A 22,513-nucleotide genomic window follows, 5' to 3' on the forward strand; every position below is an offset into this window, starting at 1 on the left:
AAGGCCGCTAAGCGGCCTTTTCTGTTCGCAGTGCGATTAGGCGTTTTTCAGCACTTCACTAACAATCTCAACCGCTTCTTTCTCGATCTGCTGACGATGTTCAGCGCCGAGGAAACTTTCACAGTAGATTTTGTAAGCGTCTTCAGTGCCTGAAGGACGCGCAGCAAACCAGCCGTTTTCCGTCATCACTTTCAAACCACCGATTGACGCGCCATTGCCCGGCGCAGCGGTCAGACGTGCGGTAATCGGATCGCCCGCCAGCGTGTCAGCACTGACCATCTCTGGCGACAGCTTCGACAGCGCGGCTTTCTGCGCGGACGTTGCTGGTGCTTGCAGACGGTTGTAGCTTGGCGCGCCGAAGCGCTCGGCCAATTCGTCGTAATGCTGCTGAGGATTCTTGCCAGTCACCGCAGTGATCTCCGCCGCTAGCAGGCACAGAATGATGCCGTCTTTATCGGTTGACCAGGCTGAGCCATCGAAACGCAGGAAGGATGCGCCCGCGCTCTCTTCGCCGCCGAAGCCAAAGCTGCCATCGAACAAGCCATCAACAAACCATTTGAAGCCAACCGGCACTTCCACCAGCTTGCGACCAATGTCATTAACTACGCGGTCGATCATGGCGCTGGATACCAGCGTTTTACCGACGGCAACGTCTTTGCCCCACTGAGGGCGATGCTGGAACAGGTAGTTGATCGCGACAGCCAGATAGTGGTTCGGATTCATCAAACCGGCTGGCGTAACAATGCCGTGGCGGTCGTAATCAGGATCGTTACCGAATGCCAGATCGAATTTGTCTTTATAGGCCAGCAAACCGGCCATCGCGCATTCCGATGAGCAGTCCATACGCACCACACCATCTTTATCCAGATGCATGAAGCGGAAAGTCTGATCGATGGCATCGTTAACGATGGTCAGATCCAGTTTGTAGTGTTTAGCGATGCGCTGCCAGTAAGCGATACCTGAACCGCCTAATGGATCGACGCCAATTTTCAGGCCAGCTTTCTGAATCGCCGGGAAGTCAATCACCTGCGCCAGACCTTCAATGTACGGCTGAATAAGATCCTGCTCCACGATGTGGCCGCTCGCCCATGCTTGATCGAGCGGCAGACGTTTCACGTCTTTCAGCTCGCCTTTGATCAGTTGGTTAGCGCGATCTTCTACCACTTTGGTCACGTTGGTATCTGCTGGACCACCGTTTGGCGGATTGTATTTAATCCCGCCATCTTCCGGTGGGTTGTGCGAAGGCGTGATCACGATGCCGTCCGCCTGCGCGCCACCGCGTTTGTTGTGCTCAAGAATGGCGTTTGAGATTGCAGGCGTTGGCGTGTAACCGTTGTCCTGCTGCACAATCACATCAACACCGTTCGCCGCCAATACTTCCAGCACTGACAGAATCGCCGGTTCAGACAGCGCGTGCGTGTCTTTACCAACGTAGCACGGGCCGGTGATGCCATTCTTTTTGCGCTCTTCAGCAATCGCCTGCGCAATCGCCAAAATGTGCTGTTCGTTGAAGCTTTGGCGTCCCGCGCTGCCGCGGTGGCCTGAAGTGCCAAATTTCACCGCATGATCCGCATTGGCCACATCGGGCTTCAGGACGTAATACTGCGAGGTTAATTGTGCAACGTTAATCAAATCGCTCTGCTGAGCAGGCTGCCCAGCACGGGGGTGATTGGCCATTGGCGCTTCTCCCTGACGCTTCAGTTAAATGGTGCCGCGAACTTTCTCTGTCAGTTCCTGAGGGAACTGCATAGCCAACATGATGTGTTCCACCATGCTGCATTTGCGACCTGTATTGGTATTGGTGATCACCCAGTACGGCGTGCCGGGAACATGCTTCGGCTTGGTATGGGTGCCATTTTGCAGCAGCGTATGCTCATCACCCGCAAAGTAAACGCGGGTGCGGCCCTGCAACGAGGCAGTGGCTTCAGCAAATGCTGCTGGATCAAGACGATAGAGCGTTGACAATACCAGCATGAAGCGGTTAACCGCCTTATTCTGCTCGGCATATTCATCGGAAAGCAGCAGTTCACGCACCGCACGCACGCGATCCTGAGGACGCGCTTCACGGCTGGCAGGTTGTGCTTCTTTCACTGATGCACCCACGGCAGGCGCAGCTGGTGCGCTTTGACCGGCGGTGAACTTCAACATGCGGCGCAAAATATCAGAGGCGCTTTCACCAATGTGCTGCGTGTGGCTGGCAATATAACGGTAGAGTTCTTCGTCAACTTCAATCGTTTTCATCTTTTTCCGTACGATTCTGGCAAATGACAGAACCACGCATTAATGCAACGGCTTTAGCAAAATTCAGCTGTGCAAAACGTGAGCGGGCTCTAACATAAGGATTATAAAGTTAAATCCGTGGCAGCCGATAGCGTTGGCAACGTTTCCGGGCAAAAGTCGGAATATGCCCTAATGCCCACCGGCCTGACTGCTGGACAGGTGAATCCATGATAACCTAAGCCAAGGTCACAACCGTAAGAACTTTAGCCATGATTTTGAACGCCCGTCTGCAAACTGAACAATCTCCCGCAAATGCCACGCCGATTCTGTTAATTCATGGCCTTTTCGGCAGCCTTGATAACCTTGGCGTGCTGGCACGCGGTGTGCGCGATGCACGCCCGACGTTGCAAGTTGATGTTCGCAACCACGGTTTATCTGAACGTAGTGAAGTGATGAATTACGCCGCCATGGCGCAAGATATCGTTGAGACGCTGGATGCGCACAATATTGAGCGTGCTGGCGTGATCGGCCATTCGATGGGCGGCAAGATCGCCATGGCGCTCAGCGCGATTGCCCCGCAACGCATTGAAAAAATGGTAATGATCGATATCGCACCCGTCGATTATCAAACCCGTCGCCACGATGAAATTTTTGCCGCCATTCGCGCAGTGAGCGCGGCGGGCGTAACGCGTCGCAGTGAAGCCGCTGAAGTGATGCGCCAGCATATTGCTGAAGAAGGTGTAATCCAGTTCATCCTGAAATCGTTCGCCGATGGCGAATGGCGCTTCAATGTACCGGTGTTATGGGACAACTACAGCACCATTTCAGGCTGGCAAGAGGTCCCGGCCTGGCCGCATCCGGCGTTGTTTATTCGCGGTGGCGATTCGCCGTATCTGGATAATCAGCATCGCGACGCCCTGCTTCGCCAGTTCCCGCAAGCGCACGCACATGTGATCAGCGGCGCGGGACATTGGGTGCACGCCGAGAAACCTGATGCGGTTTTGCGCGCGGTTCGACGTTTTTTTAACCTGTAAAAGCAAAAGCTTGCTGTCTATGCTTTAGGGTTGGCGTCAGGGAAGGCGCTGGAGTATGATGTCGCGCTAAAAATTTGCCGCGGATATTTTCGCCGCGGTCGGGCCGATAATGTTTTAATCGCGCAGCGCCTTTCCGCCGTTCGCGCCCACTCAGTTTTACAAACCATGGCAAAAGAACAAACAGACCGTACAACGCTTGATCTCTTCGCAGACGAGCGGCGTCCTGGTCGCCCGAAAACCAGCCCGCTGACGCGCGATGAACAATTGCGTATCAACAAACGTAATCAGCTCAAGCGCGATAAAGTGCGTGGGCTGCGTCGTGTCGAGCTGAAAATGTCCAGCGAGGCGGTTGATGCGCTGAGCACGCTGGCCGACCAGCAAAACATCAGCCGCAGCGAATTGATTGAACAAATGCTGCTGGCGCAGCTCAAACTGTCGTAACGCGCGCAGACCGCACGCAGGAACAAATGTCGTGGCTTTACAAGTTCCGCGCTTTTTCCCGGTCTGCTATTATTCGCATATCTGTGCAGTCAATTGACTGACTTCCACACTCAGGATTTAAGAGGCTACCTAACTCATGGCAATCGTAGGCATTTTCTTCGGCAGCGATACCGGCAACACTGAAAACATTGCAAAAATGATCCAGAAACAACTGGGTAAAGATGTCGCCGAAGTGCATGACATTGCTAAGAGCGCCAAAGAAGATCTCGATGCCTTCGATATCCTGCTGCTGGGCATTCCAACCTGGTATTACGGCGAAGCGCAGTGCGATTGGGATGATTTCTTCCCGACGCTGGAAGAGATCGACTTCAACGGCAAATTGGTTGCGCTGTTTGGCTGTGGCGATCAGGAAGATTACGCCGAGTACTTCTGTGATGCGATGGGCACCATTCGCGACATCATTGAGCCAAACGGCGCGGTGATCGTCGGTCACTGGCCAACCGAAGGCTATCATTTCGAAGCGTCGAAAGGTTTGGCGGATGACAAACACTTCCTCGGCCTGGCGATTGACGAAGATCGTCAGCCAGAGTTGACCAACGACCGTGTTGAGAAGTGGGTGAAGCAAATCTTTGACGAATTGCAATTGAAAGAGATTATCGAAGCCTAATTCCCTTCTCTTCCCGATGTGGGCGCTGACTCACATCGGGCAACGGAATTTCCTATAAAAATAATAGCTACGGTTTTTTAACTTTTCCCCGCAAATCTGTAGAATACCCGCAATGGTCATCCGCTTATTCCTCTGGCAGTAGAATGAGGCTGAGTGAAATGGAATCCAAAAACCAAACGTCTTGAAGACGTTAGAGACATTATCCTTACCGCTAATGGTGATTAAGGACGTTGCCTTGGTTTTCATTTCACTGCTTGAGTTCTATAATGAGACGCAAATGAGAATGCGCGTTGACCTAAACATTCAAGGCCCCTGCGCCGTAAGTGACTAGCAAAGTAACAGGACAATATCCGCATGACTGACAACAACTCCGCATTGAAGAAGGCTGGCCTGAAAGTCACTCTCCCCAGACTGAAAATTCTGGAAGTGCTTCAGGGACCCGGACCCGAGTCCCATCACGTCAGTGCGGAAGATTTGTATAAACGCCTGATCGATATGGGCGAAGAGATTGGCCTGGCAACGGTATATCGCGTTCTTAACCAGTTTGACGACGCGGGCATCGTAACCCGTCATAACTTCGAAGGCGGTAAATCCGTATTTGAACTGACTCAGCAGCATCATCACGATCACCTGATTTGCCTGGATTGTGGCAAGGTTATCGAATTCAGCGATGAATCAATCGAAACGCGTCAGCGTGAAATTGCCACTCGCCACGGTATCAAGCTCAGCAACCACAGCCTGTACTTGTATGGTCACTGTGCTCTGGGAGACTGCCGCGAAGACGATACGCTCCACGATAAATAATCGAGTGTGCTATGCAGTATAAAAAAACCGGCGCTTAAGCCGGTTTTTTTACGTCTGAATTAGGCAACGAAGGTTTCTTGCAGATAGCGCCAACGCGGAATCGGCGTGCTGCAATCCAGCACCGCCAATGAGATGCGAGTTTGATTGACGCCATTCATCATCTGCAATTCACGATACTGAATTGTCACTTCCTGGCTTTGCTGCGAAATGATGGCATGCTCGCTGGTGGCAATGCGCATCCCTTCGCGTTGACCATGCAACTGGCGAAACAGCGTTTCCATTTCATGGATGTCCATCTGTTTGCCTTGCGGCGTCACCATTTTAAATTCGGGATGAAAGTGCGATAAAAACAGATCAATGCTGTCATCGCTACCTTCTGCCTGGTTAAAAATACGTTCGATAAGCTGATGTAAAACCACCACGCTGTGTTTGGCTTCCAGAGCGAGACTTGTCATTTTTCTTCCTTCGATAACCCGCGGAGCAACGTCTGAGAGCGCATAGCCTACCTGAAAAAAAGTTTTTCACACTGGCAAATGGATTAATTTTGCTAAAGTCAGAATAGTCGCAAGAAAGGCAATTAGCACATTATTAGCGAATCAGCATAAATGGTTGTTTGAGGCCAAATGCAGGCAATAAAAAAGGGCGATTGCTCGCCCTTTCGTTATCTTATGGTGCTAGAAACAAAAACAATTAATCGCCGATTTTTGCCCAGGTATCACGCAGGCCAACGGTACGGTTGAATACCAATTTGGATGGCTGCGAGTAGACGCTGTCAGAACAGAAATAGCCTTCGCGTTCAAACTGATACGCTGCCATTGGCGCAGCTTCACGCAAACCTGGCTCAACGAAGCCCTGCTTGATTTCCAGTGAAGCTGGGTTGATGGTGGTGAGGAAGTCCTCCGCCGCTCCAGGATTTGGCACGCTGAACAGACGATCGTACAGGCGGAATTCTGCTGGCAGTGCATGAATAGCGGAAACCCAATGGATCACACCTTTCACTTTGCGGCCATCCGCCGGATCCTTGCTCAAGGTATCCACATCACAGGTGCAGTAAATGCAGGTGATGTTGCCTTCTTCATCCTTCGCCACTCGCTCGGCACGAATCACGTAGGCATTACGTAGACGCACTTCTTTACCCAGCACCAAACGTTTGTATTGTTTGTTGGCTTCTTCACGGAAGTCAGCGCGATCAATCCACACTTCACGGCTGAATGGCACTTCACGCGTGCCCATCTCCGGATTGCTTGGGTGATTCGGCATGGTGAGGATCTCTTCGTGACCCGCTGGCAGGTTTTCAATCACCACCTTCAACGGATCCATTACCGCCATGGCGCGCGGCGCGTTCTCATTGAGATCGTCACGAATGCATGATTCCAAAGACGCCATCTCAACGATATTGTCCTGCTTGGTCACACCAATGCGGCGGCAGAATTCACGGATTGAAGCCGCGCTGTAACCACGACGGCGCAGACCGGAAACAGTCAGCATGCGTGGATCGTCCCAACCTTCAACAACCTTCTCGCTCACCAACTGCGTCAGTTTACGCTTAGACATCACCGCGTATTCCAGATTCAGGCGCGAGAATTCGTACTGGCGCGGATGCACTGGAATAGTGATGTTATCCAACACCCAATCGTACAGGCGACGGTTGTCCTGGAATTCCAAGGTGCACAGTGAATGCGTAATGCCTTCAATCGCATCCGAAATGCAGTGGGTGAAATCGTACATCGGATAGATGCACCATTTGCTGCCCGTCTGATGATGATCGGCAAACTTAATGCGATACAGCACCGGATCGCGCATCACGATAAAGCTGGAAGCCATGTCGATTTTGGCACGCAAGCAGGCTTTACCTTCTTCGAAGCCGCCATCGCGCATCTTCTGGAACAGCGCTAAGTTCTCTTCCACGCTGCGATCGCGATACGGGCTATTTTTGCCCGGTGCAGTCAACGAACCGCGATATTCACGGATTTCGTCAGCAGACAGTTCATCAACGTAAGCCAATCCTTTGTTGATCAGCTCAACCGCATAGTTGAACAGTTGATCGAAATAGTCTGAGGAGTAACGAATGTTGCCGCTCCACTCAAAGCCCAGCCATTGCACGTCACGCTTGATGGATTCGACAAACTCCAGATCTTCTTTCACTGGGTTGGTATCGTCGAAACGCAGATTGCACTGGCCTTGGTAGTCTTGCGCAATACCAAAGTTCAGGCAGATAGATTTCGCATGGCCAATATGCAGGTAACCATTGGGCTCAGGCGGGAAACGGGTATGCACACTGTTGTGCTTACCGCTCGCCAAATCTTCGTCGATGATCTGACGAATAAAGTTCGTTGGGCGGGCTTCAGCCTCACTCATCTCAAAATCCTCAAAAACTATAACGGGTGATTTGTACCACGAAGTAACGGAGTATGATCCACAAAGCGCAGGAGGGAAACAACCGTTTGTTGGTCGTTTTAAAACAAAAAAGGCAGGAATTGCTTCCTGCCTTCTGGGTCAATCACAAGGACTTAGCCTTTAACCTCATACAACGGGGTTTGACCTGCCACTACTGAACCGCTGGCCAGTAAATTCAGACCGGCGAAATCATCGCTGTTGCTAACCACAACCGGGCTGATCATTGAGCGCGCATTAGCGTTGAGGAAATCCAAATCCATTTCCAGGATTGGCTGACCTGCGGTTACGACTGCGCCCTCTTCTACCAGACGCGTGAAGCCTTTACCTTCCAGCGCCACGGTATCCAGACCCATGTGAACCACGATCTCGACACCATTTTCTGCTTCGAGGCAGAAAGCATGGTTAGTGTTGAAGATTTTCACCACGGTACCGGCAGTTGGTGCCACCACGATTTTATCGGTTGGCTTGATGGCTAAACCATCGCCGACCGCTTTGCTGGCAAAAGCTTCATCAGGCACATTTTCCAGCGCTACCACTTCACCGGTGACCGGAGCCAACAATGTTGCGATAACGGCTTTTTCGCTATTCAGCACTGCCTGTGGTTTTGCTGCTACCGGAGCTACGGCTGGCGCTGCTGCCGAGGCGGCAACTGGGCCTTTGCTCAGAACCGTTTTCATTGCAGTAGCAATGCTTTCAGCCTGAGTACCGACGATCACCTGCACACTTTGCTTGTTCAGACGAATCACACCTGAAGCGCCTAGGCGTTTGGCAACACCTTCATTGACCAGCGCAGAGTCATTTACATTCAAACGCAGACGAGTGATACAAGCATCGATGTGAGTCAGGTTGTCTGAACCACCGATCGCAGCGATGTAACGACGTGCCAGCGATTCAGTTTGGCTTTCGCCATTGCCGCTGTTATCAACATTAACGTCATAACCGTCAGTTTCATCGCCCGCAGAGAGTTCGCGACCCGGTGTCATCAGGTTGAATTTTTTGATGGTGAAACGGAACACCACATAATAGATAACGAAGAACACTAAACCTTGTGGGATCAGCATCCACCAATGCACTGCCAGCGGGTTACGCGTTGACAGCACCATATCCACCAAACCGGCGCTGAAGCCGAAGCCCGCAATCCACTGCATGCTTGCCGCGATGAACACGGACAGACCGGTTAACGCAGCGTGAATCACATACAGCACCGGCGCCACGAACATGAAGGAGAATTCCAGCGGTTCAGTAATACCGGTAAAGAAGGCAGCAAAGGCCGCAGCCAACATAATACCGCCCACTTTGGCGCGGTTTTCTGGACGCGCACAGTGGTAGATTGCCAGCGCAGCGCCAGGCAGACCAAACATCATGATTGGGAAGAAGCCAGCCTGATAACGACCGGTGATACCCGGGATACCAGAACCATCAGCGATAGACTGCGCACCGCCAAGGAATTTAGGAATATCATTGATGCCCGCTACGTCGAACCAGAATACCGAGTTCAACGCGTGATGCAGACCAACCGGGATCAGCAAGCGGTTAAAGAAGGCATACACGCCTGCGCCGACAGAACCCAGCTTCTGAATGTGTTCACCGAAGTTAACCAGGCCACCAAAGATGATCGGCCAGATATACATCAAGATGAACGCCACCAGGATCATCAGGAAGGAGACCAGAATCGGCACCAAACGGCGGCCGCTGAAGAACGACAGCGCTTTTGGCAGCTCAACGTGACTGAAGCGGTTATACACTTCTGCGGAGAGAATACCGACCAGAATACCCACGAACTGGTTATTGATTTTTCCGAACGCGGCAGGCACTTGCTCAACCGGCATTTTCTGAATCATCGCAACCGCAGCCGGTGAACACAGTGTGGTCACCACCAGGAAGCCGACGAAGCCGGTTAATGCAGCAGCACCGTCTTTATCTTTTGACATACCGTAAGCCACACCAATGGCAAACAGCACGGACATATTTTCGATGATCGCCGAGCCCGATTTGATTAACAGTGCTGCCAGCGCATTACCTGCACCCCAGCTATCTGGATCAATCCAATACCCGACACCCATCAAGATTGCCGCTGCCGGCAGAGTCGCTACCGGCACCATCAGTGCGCGGCCGACCTTTTGCAGATATCCTAAAATACTCACCTTATTCTCCCCCTATGAGACTGGCGTTTTGCCGTGGCGCGAGTTGATTTTATTATCCCGTCGCCCGGTACCTTGATGACACTTTTCACCACGATGCGCAGTGTAAAGACAAATTAATTCGCCTCGCAAATTAAAACCACTACAACTGTGACTTTAATCACCAAAATGGTGGTTTGGGAATGCGAAATGCTAGCCAGCACCACAAACTTATTTTATGATGAAAAATATCGAGTCGCACTTTTCCCGGATGGCTAAGCTTAAACGCATTACGCTTAAGGGCAGAAAACCGCAACTCCACATTTCCAATCTTAATTGAGGTGAAGACATGAGACTGATCCCTTTAGCCACAACTACCCAAGTGGGTAAATGGGCTGCACGCCATATTGTTAACCGCATTAACGCGTTTAAGCCTAGCGCAGAACGTCCTTTCGTGCTGGGTCTGCCAACCGGTGGCACGCCACTGGAAGCTTACAAGCACCTGATTGACATGCACAAAGCGGGCCAGGTTAGTTTCAAGCATGTTGTCACCTTCAACATGGATGAGTATGTTGGCCTGCCGAAAGAGCATCCGGAAAGCTATCACAGCTTCATGTACCGTAACTTCTTCGATCACGTTGATATTCAAGAGCAAAACATCAATCTTCTGAATGGCAATGCCGAAGATATTGACGCAGAATGTCGTCAATACGAAGAGAAGATGCGCGCCTATGGAAAAATTAACCTGTTCATGGGTGGCGTAGGCAACGATGGTCATATCGCCTTCAACGAACCAGCTTCTTCACTCTCATCCCGTACCCGCATCAAAACCCTGACGCACGATACGCGCATCGCCAACTCACGCTTCTTTAATGGCGATGTTGATCAGGTGCCGAAATATGCGCTGACCGTTGGCGTGGGCACCCTGCTGGATGCGGAAGAAGTGATGATTTTGGTGACAGGTCATTTGAAAGCGCAGGCGCTGCAAGCGGCGGTTGAAGGTAACGTGAATCACATGTGGACCATTAGCTGCCTGCAATTGCATGCAAAATCCGTTGTGGTGTGTGATGAGCCAGCCACCATGGAACTGAAAGTGAAAACCGTGAAATATTTCCGCGAAATGGAAGCGGAAAATATGAAGGGTGTGTAACAACACGTTGTAGAAAACCTGCTGCTAGTTAGGCAGCAGGCTTAGCCGGGAGAGAAAAACGATGTACGCATTAGTTAACGGCCGGATTTTTACCGGTCATGAAATTCTGGACAATCATGCTGTCGTCATTGCAAATGGCCTGATTGAGCGCGTGTGTCCGCGTGATAGCCTGGACGCGGCAATCGCACAGCAGGATGTAGCTGGTGCGTTTATCGCTCCTGGTTTTATCGATTTACAGCTCAACGGCTGCGGTGGCGTGCAATTTAATGACGACATCAATGCAATCAGCGTTGAAACCCTCGAAATCATGCAACGCGCCAACGAAAAATCGGGCTGCACCAGCTATTTACCGACGCTGATCACCAGCACCGATGAACTGATGAAGCGCGCGGTAGAAACCATGCGCGCCTACCTGGCGAAGCATCAGAATCAGGCATTGGGCCTGCATCTTGAAGGTCCATGGCTGAACAAGGCGAAAAAAGGCACGCACAATCCGGAATTGATTCGTCTGCCAGACGCTGAACTGGTGGATTTCCTGTGCGCCAACGCCGATGTCATCACCAAAATCACCTTAGCGCCGGAAAATGCAGGCAGCGAGGTGATTCGCAAACTACGTGACGCGGGAATCATCGTTTCCGCAGGCCATTCAAATGCCACTTATGAAGAAGCGAAAATCGGTTTCAGTGCCGGTGTAAGTTTCGCAACGCACCTCTATAACGCCATGCCGACCTTTGCCGGTCGTGAGCCAGGCCTGATCGGTGCGCTGTTTGATTCGCCTGATGTATACTGCGGCATCATTGCAGATGGTTTACATGTCCATTACGCTAATGTGCGCAATGCAAAACGCATCAAAGGCGACAAACTGGTGTTAGTGACGGATGCCACAGCACCGGCAGGCGCGTCGATTGATCAATTCATTTTTGCAGGCAAAACAATATACTATCGCGATGGCCTGTGCGTTGACGAAAACGGTACCCTCAGTGGTTCTGCATTGACCATGATTGAAGCGGTGCAGAACAGCGTTGAACACTGTGGTATCGCTCTGGATGAAGCGCTGCGTATGGCGACGCTGTATCCCGCGCAGGCGATGGGTGTGGAGAAACAGTTAGGATCGATTGAAGCAGGAAAAATCGCCAACCTGACTGTCTTTACCCGCGATTATCAAATCACTAAGACGTTAGTCAATGGAGACAACGTCCTCAGCGAGTAAGTATTGAATGACCACTGGCGGCCAGTCTCAAATAGGAAATGTCGATCTTGTCAAACAACTCAACAGTGCAGCCGTCTATCGGCTGATAGATCAACAAGGGCCGATATCGCGCATTCAAATCGCTGAACACAGCCAGCTTGCGCCCGCCAGTGTCACCAAAATTACCCGCCAACTGATTGAGCGCGGCCTGATTAAAGAGGTGGAACAACAAGCTTCCACCGGCGGGCGCCGCGCCATCTCCATCATTACCGAAACGCGTCATTTCCATACCATTGGCGTGCGCTTAGGGCGTAACGACGCCACACTAACGCTGTTTGATTTGAGCGGAAAGTCGCTGGCACAGGAAGATTATCCGCTGCCAGAGCGCACCCAGGAAACGCTGGAAAACGCCCTGTTCAATGCCATCAGCGCTTTTATGGCGGCGCATCAGCGTAAAATTCATGAGCTGATTGCCATCGCGGTGATTCTGCCAGGGTTAGTCGATCCGATTAACGGCATTATTCGCTATATGCCGCACATTGCGGTGAGCCATTGGCCGTTAGTTTCCAGCCTGAAAAAACGCTTTAACGTCACCAGTTTTGTCGGTCATGACATCCGCAGCCTGGCGTTGGCTGAGCACTACTTCGGTGCAAGTCGCGACTGCGCAGACTCCATTCTGGTGCGTTTACATCGCGGTACCGGCGCGGGCATCATCGCTAATGGACACATTTTCCTCGGCAGCAATGGCAACGTTGGCGAGATCGGTCACATTCAGGTCGATCCGTTAGGCGAGCGCTGTCATTGCGGTAATTTCGGTTGCCTTGAAACCATTGCCGCCAACGGTGCAATTGAAAACCGCGTACGCCATCTGCTCAATCAAGGCTATCCAAGCAGCTTAACGTTGAATGATTGCCTGATGCCGCAGATCTGCCGCGCAGCCAATCATGGCGATGCGTTGGCCTGTGAAGTGATCGAATATGTTGGTCGCTATTTGGGTAAGGCGATTGCCATTGCTATTAACCTCTTCAACCCGCAAAAAGTGGTGTTGGCCGGTGAAATCACCGAGGCTGACAAAGTGCTGTTCCCTGCGATTGAAGGTTGCATTAATACCCAAGCGCTCAATGCCTTCCGTAAGAATCTGCCCGTGGTGCGTTCTGAGCTTGATCATCGTTCGGCGATTGGCGCTTTCGCCCTGGCAAAACGCGCAATGCTGAATGGCATTTTGCTGCAACATCTGCTGGAAGAGTAACCACCAGCCTGCTGTTTAGCAGGCCCGACTGGATGCAATCTATGACGATTAAAAGCGTAATTTGTGACATCGACGGCGTGTTGATGCACGACAATACCGCCGTTCCCGGCGCGAACGAATTTTTGCAGCGCATCCTGGCGAAAGATATGCCGTTGGTGGTGTTGACCAACTATCCTTCGCAAACCGCGTTAGATCTGGCTAACCGCTTTGCCAACGCCGGTGTTGATGTGCCAGATTCGGTGTTTTACACCTCGGCGATGGCCACCGCCGATTTCCTGCGTCGTCAGGAAGGCAAAAAGGCTTATGTGATTGGCGAAGGCGCATTGATTCACGAACTGTACAAAGCCGGCTTCACTATCACTGACGTCAATCCTGACTTTGTTATCGTCGGTGAAACGCGATCCTTCAACTGGGAAATGATGCATAAAGCCGCGTTCTTCGTTGCCAATGGCGCACGCTTCATCGCCACCAATCCCGATACTCACGCGCGCGGCTTTGTACCCGCCTGCGGCGCATTGTGTGCTGGTATTGAAACCATCTCCGGTCGTAAGCCGTTTTATGTCGGGAAACCGAGTCCGTACATCATGCGTGCCGCGTTAAATAAGATGCATGCGCACTCAGAAGAAACGGTGATTGTGGGCGATAATTTGCGCACCGACATTCTGGCCGGCTTCCAGGCGGGTCTGGAAACCATTCTGGTATTGTCCGGCGTCTCAACGCTGAGCGATATTGATGCGATGCCATTCCGTCCAGATTGGATCTACCCTTCGGTTGCGGATATCGACCTGTTCTGATTTCAGCCATCACAGATACTTATAGCCCTGCTCGTATTGAATGCGTGCAGGGCTTTTGTTTTTACGGCGCAAAATCAACTTAACGTAAGCGATTCATTGCGCATGAAATCATCAGAAACGCCAAATCATTAGATACCGTCTAAAATTAACAGTAATAAATTGAATAAAATTCAATTTTCATTGCCTGGCAACATCATTTTTATCAAAACTTTTCATTTTCGCTTGCGTTAACACCACCATTTAGCGCATTTTCTTATGCATCACGCAGTCAATGCTGCCGGACAAACGTAAAAAATAATTCGCCACAAGGTGAGATCAGGAGTCAGTTATGTGTTCAATTTTTGGTGTGTTGGATCTGAAAAGCGATCCGGTTGAGCTGCGCAAGAAAGCGCTGGAATGTTCTCGTTTAATGCGTCACCGCGGCCCGGATTGGTCAGGTGTGTATGCCGATGACAAAGCCATTTTGGTGCATGAGCGCCTATCAATTGTTGACGTTAATAACGGCGCTCAGCCGCTGTACAACGCCGATCACACCCACGTGCTGGCGGTAAACGGTGAAATCTACAACCATCAGGCGCTGCGTGCCGAGTTGAGCGATCGTTATGCTTTCCAGACCGGTTCTGACTGCGAAGTGATCCTGGCGCTGTATCAGGAAAAAGGCGTTGATTTCCTCGACGAGTTGCAAGGTATGTTCGCCTTCATTTTGTGGGACAGCGTAAAACAGCAATATCTGATTGGCCGTGATCATATCGGCATCATCCCGCTGTATATGGGCAACGATGAACACGGCAACCTGTATGTGGCTTCTGAGATGAAAGCACTGGTGCCGGTTTGCCGCAGCATCAAAGAATTCCCGCCGGGAAGCTTCATGTCGAGCGCCGACGGTGAAATCCGCCGTTACTGGCAGCGTGACTGGATGGAATTCTCCGCCGTTGAGCACAACACCACTGATGCCGCTGAGCTGAAACATGCGCTGGAAGAGTCAGTGAAAAGTCACCTGATGTCAGACGTTCCTTATGGCGTGCTGTTATCTGGCGGTCTGGATTCTTCAATCATTTCCGCCGTGACCAAACGTTTTGCCGCGAAGCGCGTTGAAGATGCCGACAAGAGCGATGCGTGGTGGCCACAGCTGCACTCCTTTGCTGTCGGTTTAGAAGGCTCGCCTGATCTGAAAGCAGCAAAATCTGTTGCTGAACATCTGGGCACCGTGCACCACGAAATCCACTTCACCGTGCAAGAAGGCCTGGATGCGATTCGCGACGTGATTTATCACATCGAAACGTATGATGTGACCACCATTCGCGCCTCAACGCCGATGTATTTGATGTCACGTAAAATCAAAGCGATGGGCATCAAAATGGTGCTGTCCGGCGAGGGTGCGGACGAAGTGTTTGGCGGCTACCTCTATTTCCATAAGGCGCCTAACGCCAAAGAATTCCACGAAGAAAACGTGCGTAAGCTGCTGGCGCTGCATATGTTTGACTGTGCGCGTGCTAACAAAGCGATGTCGGCGTGGGGCGTGGAAGCGCGCGTGCCGTTCCTCGATAAGAAATTCCTTGATGTTGCGATGCGCATCAACCCAGAAGATAAGCTGTGTGGCAGCAACGGCAAGATGGAAAAACACATCCTGCGTGAGTGCTTCTCCTCTTATCTGCCGGAAAGCGTGGCATGGCGCCAGAAAGAGCAATTCTCTGACGGTGTTGGCTACAGCTGGATCGATACGCTGAAAGAAGTGGCGGCGAAGCAAATCACCGATCAACAGTTGTCGACGGCGCATTTCCGCTTCCCGTACAACACGCCAAACTCGAAAGAAGCGTATTTGTATCGCGAAATCTTTGAAGAGTTGTTCCCAATTGCCAGCGCAGCTGAGTGTGTGCCGGGTGGTCCATCGGTGGCCTGTTCTTCGGCTAAAGCGATTGAGTGGGACGAAGCATTTAAATCAATGGATGATCCTTCAGGTCGTGCCGTTGGCGTGCATCAGTCCGCTTACAAATAAGGTTTATACTCAATAAGATCAGGGGCTCAATTGAGCCCCTTTTTTGTGCAAGATCACACACATTGAATGAAATTTGCTGAATAAACCGCCAGCCTGGTTACAAGCCAGACAAACAGGCGTTTTAAGGCGAAAAACGGCAAAAAAATTGTTGACGCTACAAGACTCAATACGCATAATGCGCCCCGCAACGCCGATGAAGGTTATGCGCAAAAGATGGCTACGTAGCTCAGCTGGTTAGAGCACATCACTCATAATGATGGGGTCACAGGTTCAAATCCCGTCGTAGCCACCATCTTTTGCGGGAGTGGCGAAATTGGTAGACGCACTAGATTTAGGTTCTAGCGCCGCAAGGTGTGCGAGTTCAAGTCTCGCCTCCCGCACCATTTCAGTCTTCGGCAGTCGGATGGGATATCGCCAAGCGGTAAGGCACCGGTTTTTGATACCGGCATTCCCTGGTTCGAATCCAGGTATCCCAGCCAATCCGATTATTGTTGTGGATATAAAAATCGACGAATGGGATATCGCCAAGCGGTAAGGCACCGGTTTTTGATACCGGCATTCCCTGGTTCGAATCCAGGTATCCCAGCCATCGTTGATAGCAGTAAGCAGTATTTTGGCTACGTAGCTCAGCTGGTTAGAGCACATCACTCATAATGATGGGGTCACAGGTTCAAATCCCGTCGTAGCCACCAAATTTTTGGGGTGTCGCCAAGCGGTAAGGCTCTGGTTTCTGATACCAGCATTCCGGGGTTCGAATCCCTGCACCCCAGCCATACAAAGACAATTTGAATAAGCACCAATTTATTGGGGTGTCGCCAAGCGGTAAGGCTCTGGTTTCTGATACCAGCATTCCGGGGTTCGAATCCCTGCACCCCAGCCAAATTGCACAATAAAGCCCGCTTTTGCGGGCTTTATTGTTTTCTGCATTCTGGAAATCAGGGAGCGCAAAGTCACGCTCCCGATATGAATCACAAACCTAATGCGTAACGCAGCACCCGACGTTTTAAGGCTCCGGCATTCTCAGCCGCAATCAACGCCAGATTACGTGCAAAGCGCAGTGGTGGCAGTTTATTGCTAAACGCGAAATAGAACAGATCCATCCCACCTTGCATCAACAAATTATCTTTATAACGCTGACGATGATAACGCTGCAGCACTTCGTTTGATGACCAGATCTGCGCCTGGCTGCGCGCCTCTACCAGCGTAGTAATCAACGCATCAACATCACGATAGCCTAAATTAACGCCCTGCCCGGCCAACGGGTTGATGGTATGCGCCGCATCACCCACCAAGGCTAATCCTGGCATCACATAACGCGTGGCATGGCGACGCACCAGCGGGAAGGATGCTGCAGCTTTTACCTTGAAGCGACCAACGCGCGCCGGGAAGTGGGCATGAATCTCTTTTTCCAATTGCGGCAATGGCAAACTTTGCAACTGGCGGATACGTGCTGGCGCGTCATACCACACCAGCGACGCGCGACGATCAAATAGCGGCAGAAACGCACGTGGGCCTTGCGGCGTGAACTGTTGCCAGGTTGAGTCGCCGGCATCGTGTTCACACTCCACACTGATCAGCATGCAGGATTGCGCATAGTTCCAGCCACGCACGCCAATTCCCGCCAACTGACGCACGCGCGAGTTGGCACCGTCCGCGCCCACCACTAAACGCGCATCCAGCGTTTGGCCATTATCCAGTTGCACATGCCAGCCCGCATTATGCGGCTGCAAACCCTGCAAGCTGGCCGGACAAAGCAGCGTAATGCCCTCTTGCTGCATTTTTTCCCATAACGCACGTTGCAAGACGCTGTTTTCCACCATAAAACCCAACTCAGGCAAACCCAATGAGGCCGCATCAAAGGTCACATGCGCATTTTGCCACTCCCAGGTTTCCAGTTGGCGATACGGTGCGCAACGCATTGCTTGCACTTGTGGCCAAACATTCAGCTGCTGCAACAGCGCGACCGAAGAGGCGCCAATCGCGGAAATACGCACATCGGGATCGCTCGCAACATCAAAGACGGCTGGCTCCGCGCGCTCAATCACCGCCACACGAAACTGCTGCTGCGCCAGACCACACGCCAACGCGGCACCGACCATGCCGCCGCCCACGATCACCACATCAAAATGTGAATCCTGCATCGACTCTAATCCTTGTTATTGCCGTGATACCTGCCAGCATCACATTGATAGCGAAAGTGTACCGGAAATTGGCAGTGCGATGCGATGTTGATGCGTGAAGCCTAGCCACCACTACAGCGAAGCATTACAATACGCGCCCTGCACTTCGCGTTAATCAATGGCTAGTTCGATGACCAAAAAACTACACATCAAAACCTGGGGCTGTCAGATGAATGAATACGATTCATCGAAGATGGCCGATCTGCTGAACAGTACGCACGGCTACACTCTCACCGAGGAAGCTGAAGAGGCGGATGTTCTGCTGCTCAATACCTGCTCGATTCGTGAAAAGGCGCAGGAGAAGGTTTTTGCTCTGTTGGGTCGCTGGAAAAAGCTGAAAGCGGATAATCCCGATGTGATCATTGGTGTCGGCGGTTGCGTTGCCTCGCAGGAAGGCGAACGTCTGCGCCAGCGCGCCAACTACGTTGATATCGTGTTTGGCCCGCAAACCTTGCACCGCTTGCCGGAAATGATCAACACCGTGCGCGGCAGCAAAAGTCCTGTCGTGGACATCAGCTTCCCGGAAATCGAAAAGTTTGATCGCCTGCCAGAACCGCGTGCCGATGGCCCAACCGCCTACGTTTCCATCATGGAAGGCTGCAACAAATACTGCACCTTCTGCGTGGTGCCTTACACCCGTGGCGAGGAAGTCAGCCGCCCCAGCGACGATATTCTGCTGGAAATCGCCCAGCTCGCCGCGCAAGGCGTGCGTGAAGTCAATCTGCTCGGTCAGAACGTCAATGCTTATCGTGGTGCCACTTTTGATGGTGAAGTTTGCAGCTTTGCTGAGTTGTTGCGTTTAGTGGCGGCGATTGACGGCATTGATCGCATTCGTTTTACCACCAGCCATCCGATTGAATTTACCGATGACATCATTGATGTTTATCGCGATACACCTGAGTTGGTGAGTTTTCTGCATCTGCCGGTACAGAGCGGCTCAGACCGTATCCTGACGCTGATGAAGCGTGCGCACACCGCGCTAGAGTACAAAGCGATCATTCGTAAGCTGAAAGCCGCGCGTCCGGACATCTTGCTGAGCTCCGATTTCATCATCGGTTTCCCTGGCGAAACACAGCAAGATTTCGAACAAACCATGAAGCTGGTTGGCGAAGTGAATTTCGATGTCAGCTTCAGCTTTATTTATTCGATGCGCCCAGGCACACCCGCCGCCGATTTGCCGGATGATGTGCCGGAAGAAGAGAAAAAACAGCGCCTTTACATTTTACAGGATCGCATTAACCAACAGGTGATGGCGTGGAGCCGCAGCATGCTGGGCAGCACGCAGCGTGTACTGGTAGAAGGTATTTCGCGTAAGAATGTGATGGAGTTGAGCGGTCGTACTGACAGTAATCGCGTGGTGAACTTCGAAGCTCCGGTTGAAATGATCGGTAAGTTCGTTGATGTCGAAATTGTCGATGTGTATGCCACCTCATTGCGCGGTGTTCTGGTGCGCACTGAAGATCAAATGGACCTGCGCGTGGCAGAAAGCCCGGCTTCGGTGATTGCGCGAACCCGCAAAGAGAATGACATCGGCGTCGGACTGTTCCAGCCTTGAAACCACGAATGTTGAGCGGCAGCGCACAAAGTGCTGTCGCCCGTTTCATCCTGCCGCCCTTGCTTTCCGCAAACGCTGCCCAAATATCGTTTCTGAAGCTTGCGCCGATGCGCAGCGCCATAAATAATTCCATCAAGAGGCGACATCCTTTGCTTGCAGCCTCTGATACACCTTTTCAACTGGCCCTAAGCGACCCTAAGGATTCATTTGAATATCGAAACGCGTGAAATCGCCCTTGAACCGGCAGACAACCAACGACTGATGAGTTTGTGTGGTCCCATGGACGACAATGTGAAGCAGTTGGAGCGTCGTTTGGGCATTGAGATCAAACGTCGTGATAACCACTTCACGCTGACTGGTCGCTCAATGTGCGTCGATGCCGCCGCCAATATATTGCGCACGTTGTATGTCGATACAGCGCCGATGCGTGGACAAATTAAAGATATCGAACCGGATGAAATCCACCTGGCAATCAAAGAGAGCCGTGTGCTGGAGCAAAGCGCGGAGAGCGTGCCAGAGTTCGGTAAAGCGGTAAACATCAAAACCAAGCGTGGCGTGATCAAACCGCGTACGCCGAATCAGGCGCAATACATCGCCAATATTTTCGCGCACGATATTACCTTTGGTATTGGCCCGGCCGGTACCGGTAAAACCTATCTGGCGGTGGCGGCGGCAGTGGATGCGCTGGAGCGCCAGGAGATTCGCCGTATTCTCTTGACGCGTCCGGCGGTGGAAGCGGGTGAAAAACTTGGCTTCCTGCCCGGCGATCTAAGTCAGAAAGTCGATCCTTATCTGCGCCCGCTGTATGACGCGCTGTTCGAAATGCTCGGTTTTGAGCGGGTTGAAAAACTGATTGAGCGCAACGTAATTGAAGTGGCTCCGTTAGCCTATATGCGCGGTCGTACGCTCAACGATGCGTTTGTCATCCTTGATGAGAGCCAGAACACCACCATCGAACAGATGAAGATGTTCCTGACGCGTATCGGCTTCAATTCGAAAGCGGTGATTACCGGTGACGTGACGCAAATTGACTTGCCGCGCAGCACCAAATCCGGCTTGCGCCACGCCATTGAAGTATTGGCGGAAGTCGATGAAATCAGCTTTAACTTTTTCCACAGCGAAGACGTGGTGCGTCATCCGGTTGTCGCACGCATCGTGAATGCTTATGAAGCCTGGGAAACCGCCGATCAGAAACGCCGTGACCAACAGGCAGAAGAGCGCAAACGCGAAGCGATTGCCGCTCAGCTTGCCAGCCAAACCACCCCGCAGGAGCGTTAATGAGCGCGGTAATACTTGATTTACAACTGGCCTGCGCCGATGAAAATAATCTGCCGGCAGAAGCCGCTTTTCAGCGCTGGCTGGAAGCGGCAGTCACCCCTTTTCAACCGGAAAGTGAGGTCACCATTCGTTTGGTGGATGAAGCCGAAAGTAATGAGCTTAATCTGACTTATCGTGGCAAAGACAAGCCGACCAACGTGCTCTCTTTTCCGTTTGAAGCGCCGCCAGGTATTGAATTGCCGCTGCTTGGCGACTTGATCATTTGCCGTCAGGTGGTAGAGCTTGAGGCTGCTGAACAAGGCAAAACCGTCGAAGCGCATTGGGCGCACATGGTGGTACACGGCACGCTGCACTTGATGGGTTACGATCATATCGAAGACAGTGAAGCCGAAGAGATGGAGGCGCTGGAGACCGAGATAATGCTTGCTCTTGGTTATCCTGATCCGTACATTTCGGAGAAAGAAGACGCCTGAGCCACTGGCTTAGGTTATTGCGCTGCTGGCGCGGATGCCGGCAGCACCCTTCCCTCATCAGAGAGAACTAAATAAAAACGCCATGAGCGACGACCATTCTCAAAACAGCGACGCACCCAGTAGTAAAAAGGGTTTTTTCTCCCTACTTATCAACCAACTTTTTCACGGTGAACCTAAAAACCGTGATGAGCTGCTGGGGTTAATCCGTGATTCTGAGCAGAAAGAGCTGATCGATCAGGACACCCGCGACATGCTCGAAGGTGTGCTGGACATTGCCGAGCAGCGTGTGCGCGACATCATGATTCCGCGTTCGCAAATGATCACCTTAAAACGCAATCAAACTCTGGAAGAGTGCCTTGCGGTGATTATTGAATCTGCGCATTCCCGTTTTCCTGTCATCAGCGAAGATAAAGATCACGTTGAAGGCATTTTGATGGCTAAAGACCTGCTGCCATTTATGGCCAGCGCGTCTGAACCTTTCAGCATGGAAAAAGTGCTGCGTACCGCCGTGGTGGTGCCGGAAAGCAAACGTGTCGATCGCATGCTCAAAGAGTTCCGCTCGCAGCGTTATCACATGGCGATTGTGATTGATGAATTTGGCGGCGTCTCGGGTTTAGTAACCATCGAGGATATTCTCGAGCTGATTGTCGGCGAAATTGAGGATGAATATGACGATGAAGAAGATCGTGATATCCGTCAGCTTAATCGTCACACCTATACCATGCGTGCCTTAACGCAAATTGAAGATTTTAATGAAGTCTTTGGTACTGATTTCAGCGATGACGAAGTTGATACCATTGGTGGATTGGTCATGCAGGGATTCGGCCACCTTCCGGCTCGCGGTGAGAGTATTGTTATTGACGGCTACCAGTTTAAAGTCGCGATGGCAGATAGTCGCCGTATCATCCAGGTGCATGTGAAAATTCCAGAAGACTCACCACAACCGCAACTCGAAGACGAATAATT

19 protein-coding genes and 7 tRNA genes are annotated in these 22,513 nt (G+C 51.7%); 20 read left to right on the forward strand and 6 right to left on the reverse strand.

Features of this window, described 5'->3' with window-relative positions:
* Positions 1 to 36: 36 nt before the first annotated feature.
* On the reverse strand, positions 37 to 1,677 hold the full coding sequence (gene pgm / locus ACPUC7_RS11965) for a phosphoglucomutase (alpha-D-glucose-1,6-bisphosphate-dependent) (protein ID WP_494923088.1): 1,641 nt from the start codon (positions 1,675 to 1,677) through the stop codon (positions 37 to 39).
* Between the two features lie 24 nt (positions 1,678 to 1,701).
* Positions 1,702 to 2,241 carry a replication initiation negative regulator SeqA gene (gene seqA / locus ACPUC7_RS11970; RefSeq protein ID WP_343554020.1) on the reverse strand — a complete coding sequence of 180 codons (540 nt, stop codon included), beginning with the start codon at positions 2,239 to 2,241 and terminating at the stop codon, positions 1,702 to 1,704.
* Positions 2,242 to 2,489: 248 nt separating this feature from the next.
* On the opposite strand from seqA, the gene ybfF reads away from it, so the two are divergent.
* The 4 genes from ybfF (at position 2,490) to fur (ending at position 5,166) form a co-directional block, all read left to right on the forward strand.
* The gene (ybfF, locus tag ACPUC7_RS11975; RefSeq protein WP_494923089.1) at positions 2,490 to 3,254 is read left to right on the forward strand and encodes an esterase; all 765 of its coding nucleotides are present in this window, start codon (positions 2,490 to 2,492) and stop codon (positions 3,252 to 3,254) included.
* Positions 3,255 to 3,419: 165 nt separating this feature from the next.
* Positions 3,420 to 3,695 carry a LexA regulated protein gene (gene ybfE / locus ACPUC7_RS11980; protein WP_007890670.1) on the forward strand — a complete coding sequence of 92 codons (276 nt, stop codon included), beginning with the start codon at positions 3,420 to 3,422 and terminating at the stop codon, positions 3,693 to 3,695.
* 136 nt (positions 3,696 to 3,831) lie between these two features.
* Entirely contained in the window at positions 3,832 to 4,362 is a 531-nt protein-coding gene (gene fldA, locus ACPUC7_RS11985) for a flavodoxin FldA (RefSeq protein ID WP_494923090.1), read from the forward strand.
* A gap of 354 nt (positions 4,363 to 4,716) precedes the next feature.
* Positions 4,717 to 5,166, forward strand: a complete 450-nt coding sequence (gene fur, locus ACPUC7_RS11990) for a ferric iron uptake transcriptional regulator (protein WP_007890672.1) — start codon at positions 4,717 to 4,719, stop codon at positions 5,164 to 5,166.
* 59 nt (positions 5,167 to 5,225) lie between these two features.
* On the opposite strand, the gene ACPUC7_RS11995 is transcribed toward fur, so the two are convergent.
* From ACPUC7_RS11995 to nagE, 3 genes are all read right to left on the reverse strand, one after another.
* Positions 5,226 to 5,621 carry a hypothetical protein gene (locus tag ACPUC7_RS11995; RefSeq protein ID WP_494923091.1) on the reverse strand — a complete coding sequence of 132 codons (396 nt, stop codon included), beginning with the start codon at positions 5,619 to 5,621 and terminating at the stop codon, positions 5,226 to 5,228.
* A gap of 235 nt (positions 5,622 to 5,856) precedes the next feature.
* Positions 5,857 to 7,524: a glutamine--tRNA ligase gene (gene glnS, locus ACPUC7_RS12000; RefSeq protein ID WP_494923092.1), complete on the reverse strand. Its 1,668-nt coding sequence runs from the start codon at positions 7,522 to 7,524 to the stop codon at positions 5,857 to 5,859.
* Between the two features lie 152 nt (positions 7,525 to 7,676).
* Positions 7,677 to 9,701, reverse strand: a complete 2,025-nt coding sequence (gene nagE / locus ACPUC7_RS12005) for an N-acetylglucosamine-specific PTS transporter subunit IIBC (RefSeq protein WP_494923209.1) — start codon at positions 9,699 to 9,701, stop codon at positions 7,677 to 7,679.
* Positions 9,702 to 10,032: 331 nt separating this feature from the next.
* Here nagE and nagB point away from each other — a divergent pair, with 331 nt between their 5' ends.
* The 12 genes from nagB to ACPUC7_RS12065 all read left to right on the forward strand — a co-directional run bounded on the left by nagB (position 10,033) and on the right by ACPUC7_RS12065 (position 16,941).
* Complete coding sequence (nagB, locus tag ACPUC7_RS12010; protein WP_343554075.1) at positions 10,033 to 10,833, forward strand: glucosamine-6-phosphate deaminase; 801 nt, start codon at positions 10,033 to 10,035, stop codon at positions 10,831 to 10,833.
* Between the two features lie 61 nt (positions 10,834 to 10,894).
* On the forward strand, positions 10,895 to 12,043 hold the full coding sequence (gene nagA, locus ACPUC7_RS12015) for an N-acetylglucosamine-6-phosphate deacetylase (RefSeq protein ID WP_494923093.1): 1,149 nt from the start codon (positions 10,895 to 10,897) through the stop codon (positions 12,041 to 12,043).
* A 7-nt stretch (positions 12,044 to 12,050) separates the two neighbouring features.
* Positions 12,051 to 13,271: a DNA-binding transcriptional regulator NagC gene (nagC, locus tag ACPUC7_RS12020; protein ID WP_343554073.1), complete on the forward strand. Its 1,221-nt coding sequence runs from the start codon at positions 12,051 to 12,053 to the stop codon at positions 13,269 to 13,271.
* Positions 13,272 to 13,312: 41 nt separating this feature from the next.
* Positions 13,313 to 14,065 carry an HAD-IIA family hydrolase gene (locus tag ACPUC7_RS12025; RefSeq protein WP_494923094.1) on the forward strand — a complete coding sequence of 251 codons (753 nt, stop codon included), beginning with the start codon at positions 13,313 to 13,315 and terminating at the stop codon, positions 14,063 to 14,065.
* Positions 14,066 to 14,393: 328 nt separating this feature from the next.
* Positions 14,394 to 16,061, forward strand: a complete 1,668-nt coding sequence (gene asnB, locus ACPUC7_RS12030) for an asparagine synthase B (RefSeq protein WP_343554071.1) — start codon at positions 14,394 to 14,396, stop codon at positions 16,059 to 16,061.
* A gap of 215 nt (positions 16,062 to 16,276) precedes the next feature.
* A tRNA-Met gene (locus tag ACPUC7_RS12035) sits at positions 16,277 to 16,353 on the forward strand.
* 6 nt (positions 16,354 to 16,359) lie between these two features.
* Positions 16,360 to 16,444 (forward strand) — tRNA-Leu (locus ACPUC7_RS12040).
* Positions 16,445 to 16,465: 21 nt separating this feature from the next.
* Positions 16,466 to 16,540, forward strand: a tRNA-Gln gene (locus ACPUC7_RS12045).
* Between the two features lie 35 nt (positions 16,541 to 16,575).
* Positions 16,576 to 16,650 (forward strand) — tRNA-Gln (locus tag ACPUC7_RS12050).
* Positions 16,651 to 16,676: 26 nt separating this feature from the next.
* A tRNA-Met gene (locus tag ACPUC7_RS12055) sits at positions 16,677 to 16,753 on the forward strand.
* A 6-nt stretch (positions 16,754 to 16,759) separates the two neighbouring features.
* Positions 16,760 to 16,834 (forward strand) — tRNA-Gln (locus tag ACPUC7_RS12060).
* Between the two features lie 32 nt (positions 16,835 to 16,866).
* Positions 16,867 to 16,941 (forward strand) — tRNA-Gln (locus ACPUC7_RS12065).
* A gap of 88 nt (positions 16,942 to 17,029) precedes the next feature.
* On the opposite strand, the gene ubiF is transcribed toward ACPUC7_RS12065, so the two are convergent.
* The gene (gene ubiF, locus ACPUC7_RS12070; protein WP_494923095.1) at positions 17,030 to 18,202 is read right to left on the reverse strand and encodes a 3-demethoxyubiquinol 3-hydroxylase; all 1,173 of its coding nucleotides are present in this window, start codon (positions 18,200 to 18,202) and stop codon (positions 17,030 to 17,032) included.
* A gap of 169 nt (positions 18,203 to 18,371) precedes the next feature.
* Between ubiF and miaB the strand changes: the two genes are divergently transcribed.
* From miaB to corC, 4 genes are all read left to right on the forward strand, one after another.
* Positions 18,372 to 19,796, forward strand: a complete 1,425-nt coding sequence (gene miaB, locus ACPUC7_RS12075; RefSeq protein ID WP_343554069.1) for a tRNA (N6-isopentenyl adenosine(37)-C2)-methylthiotransferase MiaB — start codon at positions 18,372 to 18,374, stop codon at positions 19,794 to 19,796.
* A gap of 207 nt (positions 19,797 to 20,003) precedes the next feature.
* Positions 20,004 to 21,074: a PhoH family protein gene (locus ACPUC7_RS12080; RefSeq protein ID WP_343554068.1), complete on the forward strand. Its 1,071-nt coding sequence runs from the start codon at positions 20,004 to 20,006 to the stop codon at positions 21,072 to 21,074.
* The gene (ybeY, locus tag ACPUC7_RS12085) at positions 21,074 to 21,547 is read left to right on the forward strand and encodes an rRNA maturation RNase YbeY (RefSeq protein ID WP_494923096.1); all 474 of its coding nucleotides are present in this window, start codon (positions 21,074 to 21,076) and stop codon (positions 21,545 to 21,547) included. The genes ACPUC7_RS12080 and ybeY overlap by 1 nt, the downstream gene beginning before the upstream one ends.
* 82 nt (positions 21,548 to 21,629) lie before the next feature.
* A complete protein-coding gene (gene corC, locus ACPUC7_RS12090; RefSeq protein ID WP_343554066.1) occupies positions 21,630 to 22,511 on the forward strand; it encodes a CNNM family magnesium/cobalt transport protein CorC in 882 nt (293 codons plus the stop codon).
* Positions 22,512 to 22,513: the final 2 nt, after the last annotated feature.

This window comes from Pantoea sp. CFCC18179, assembly GCF_059412405.1.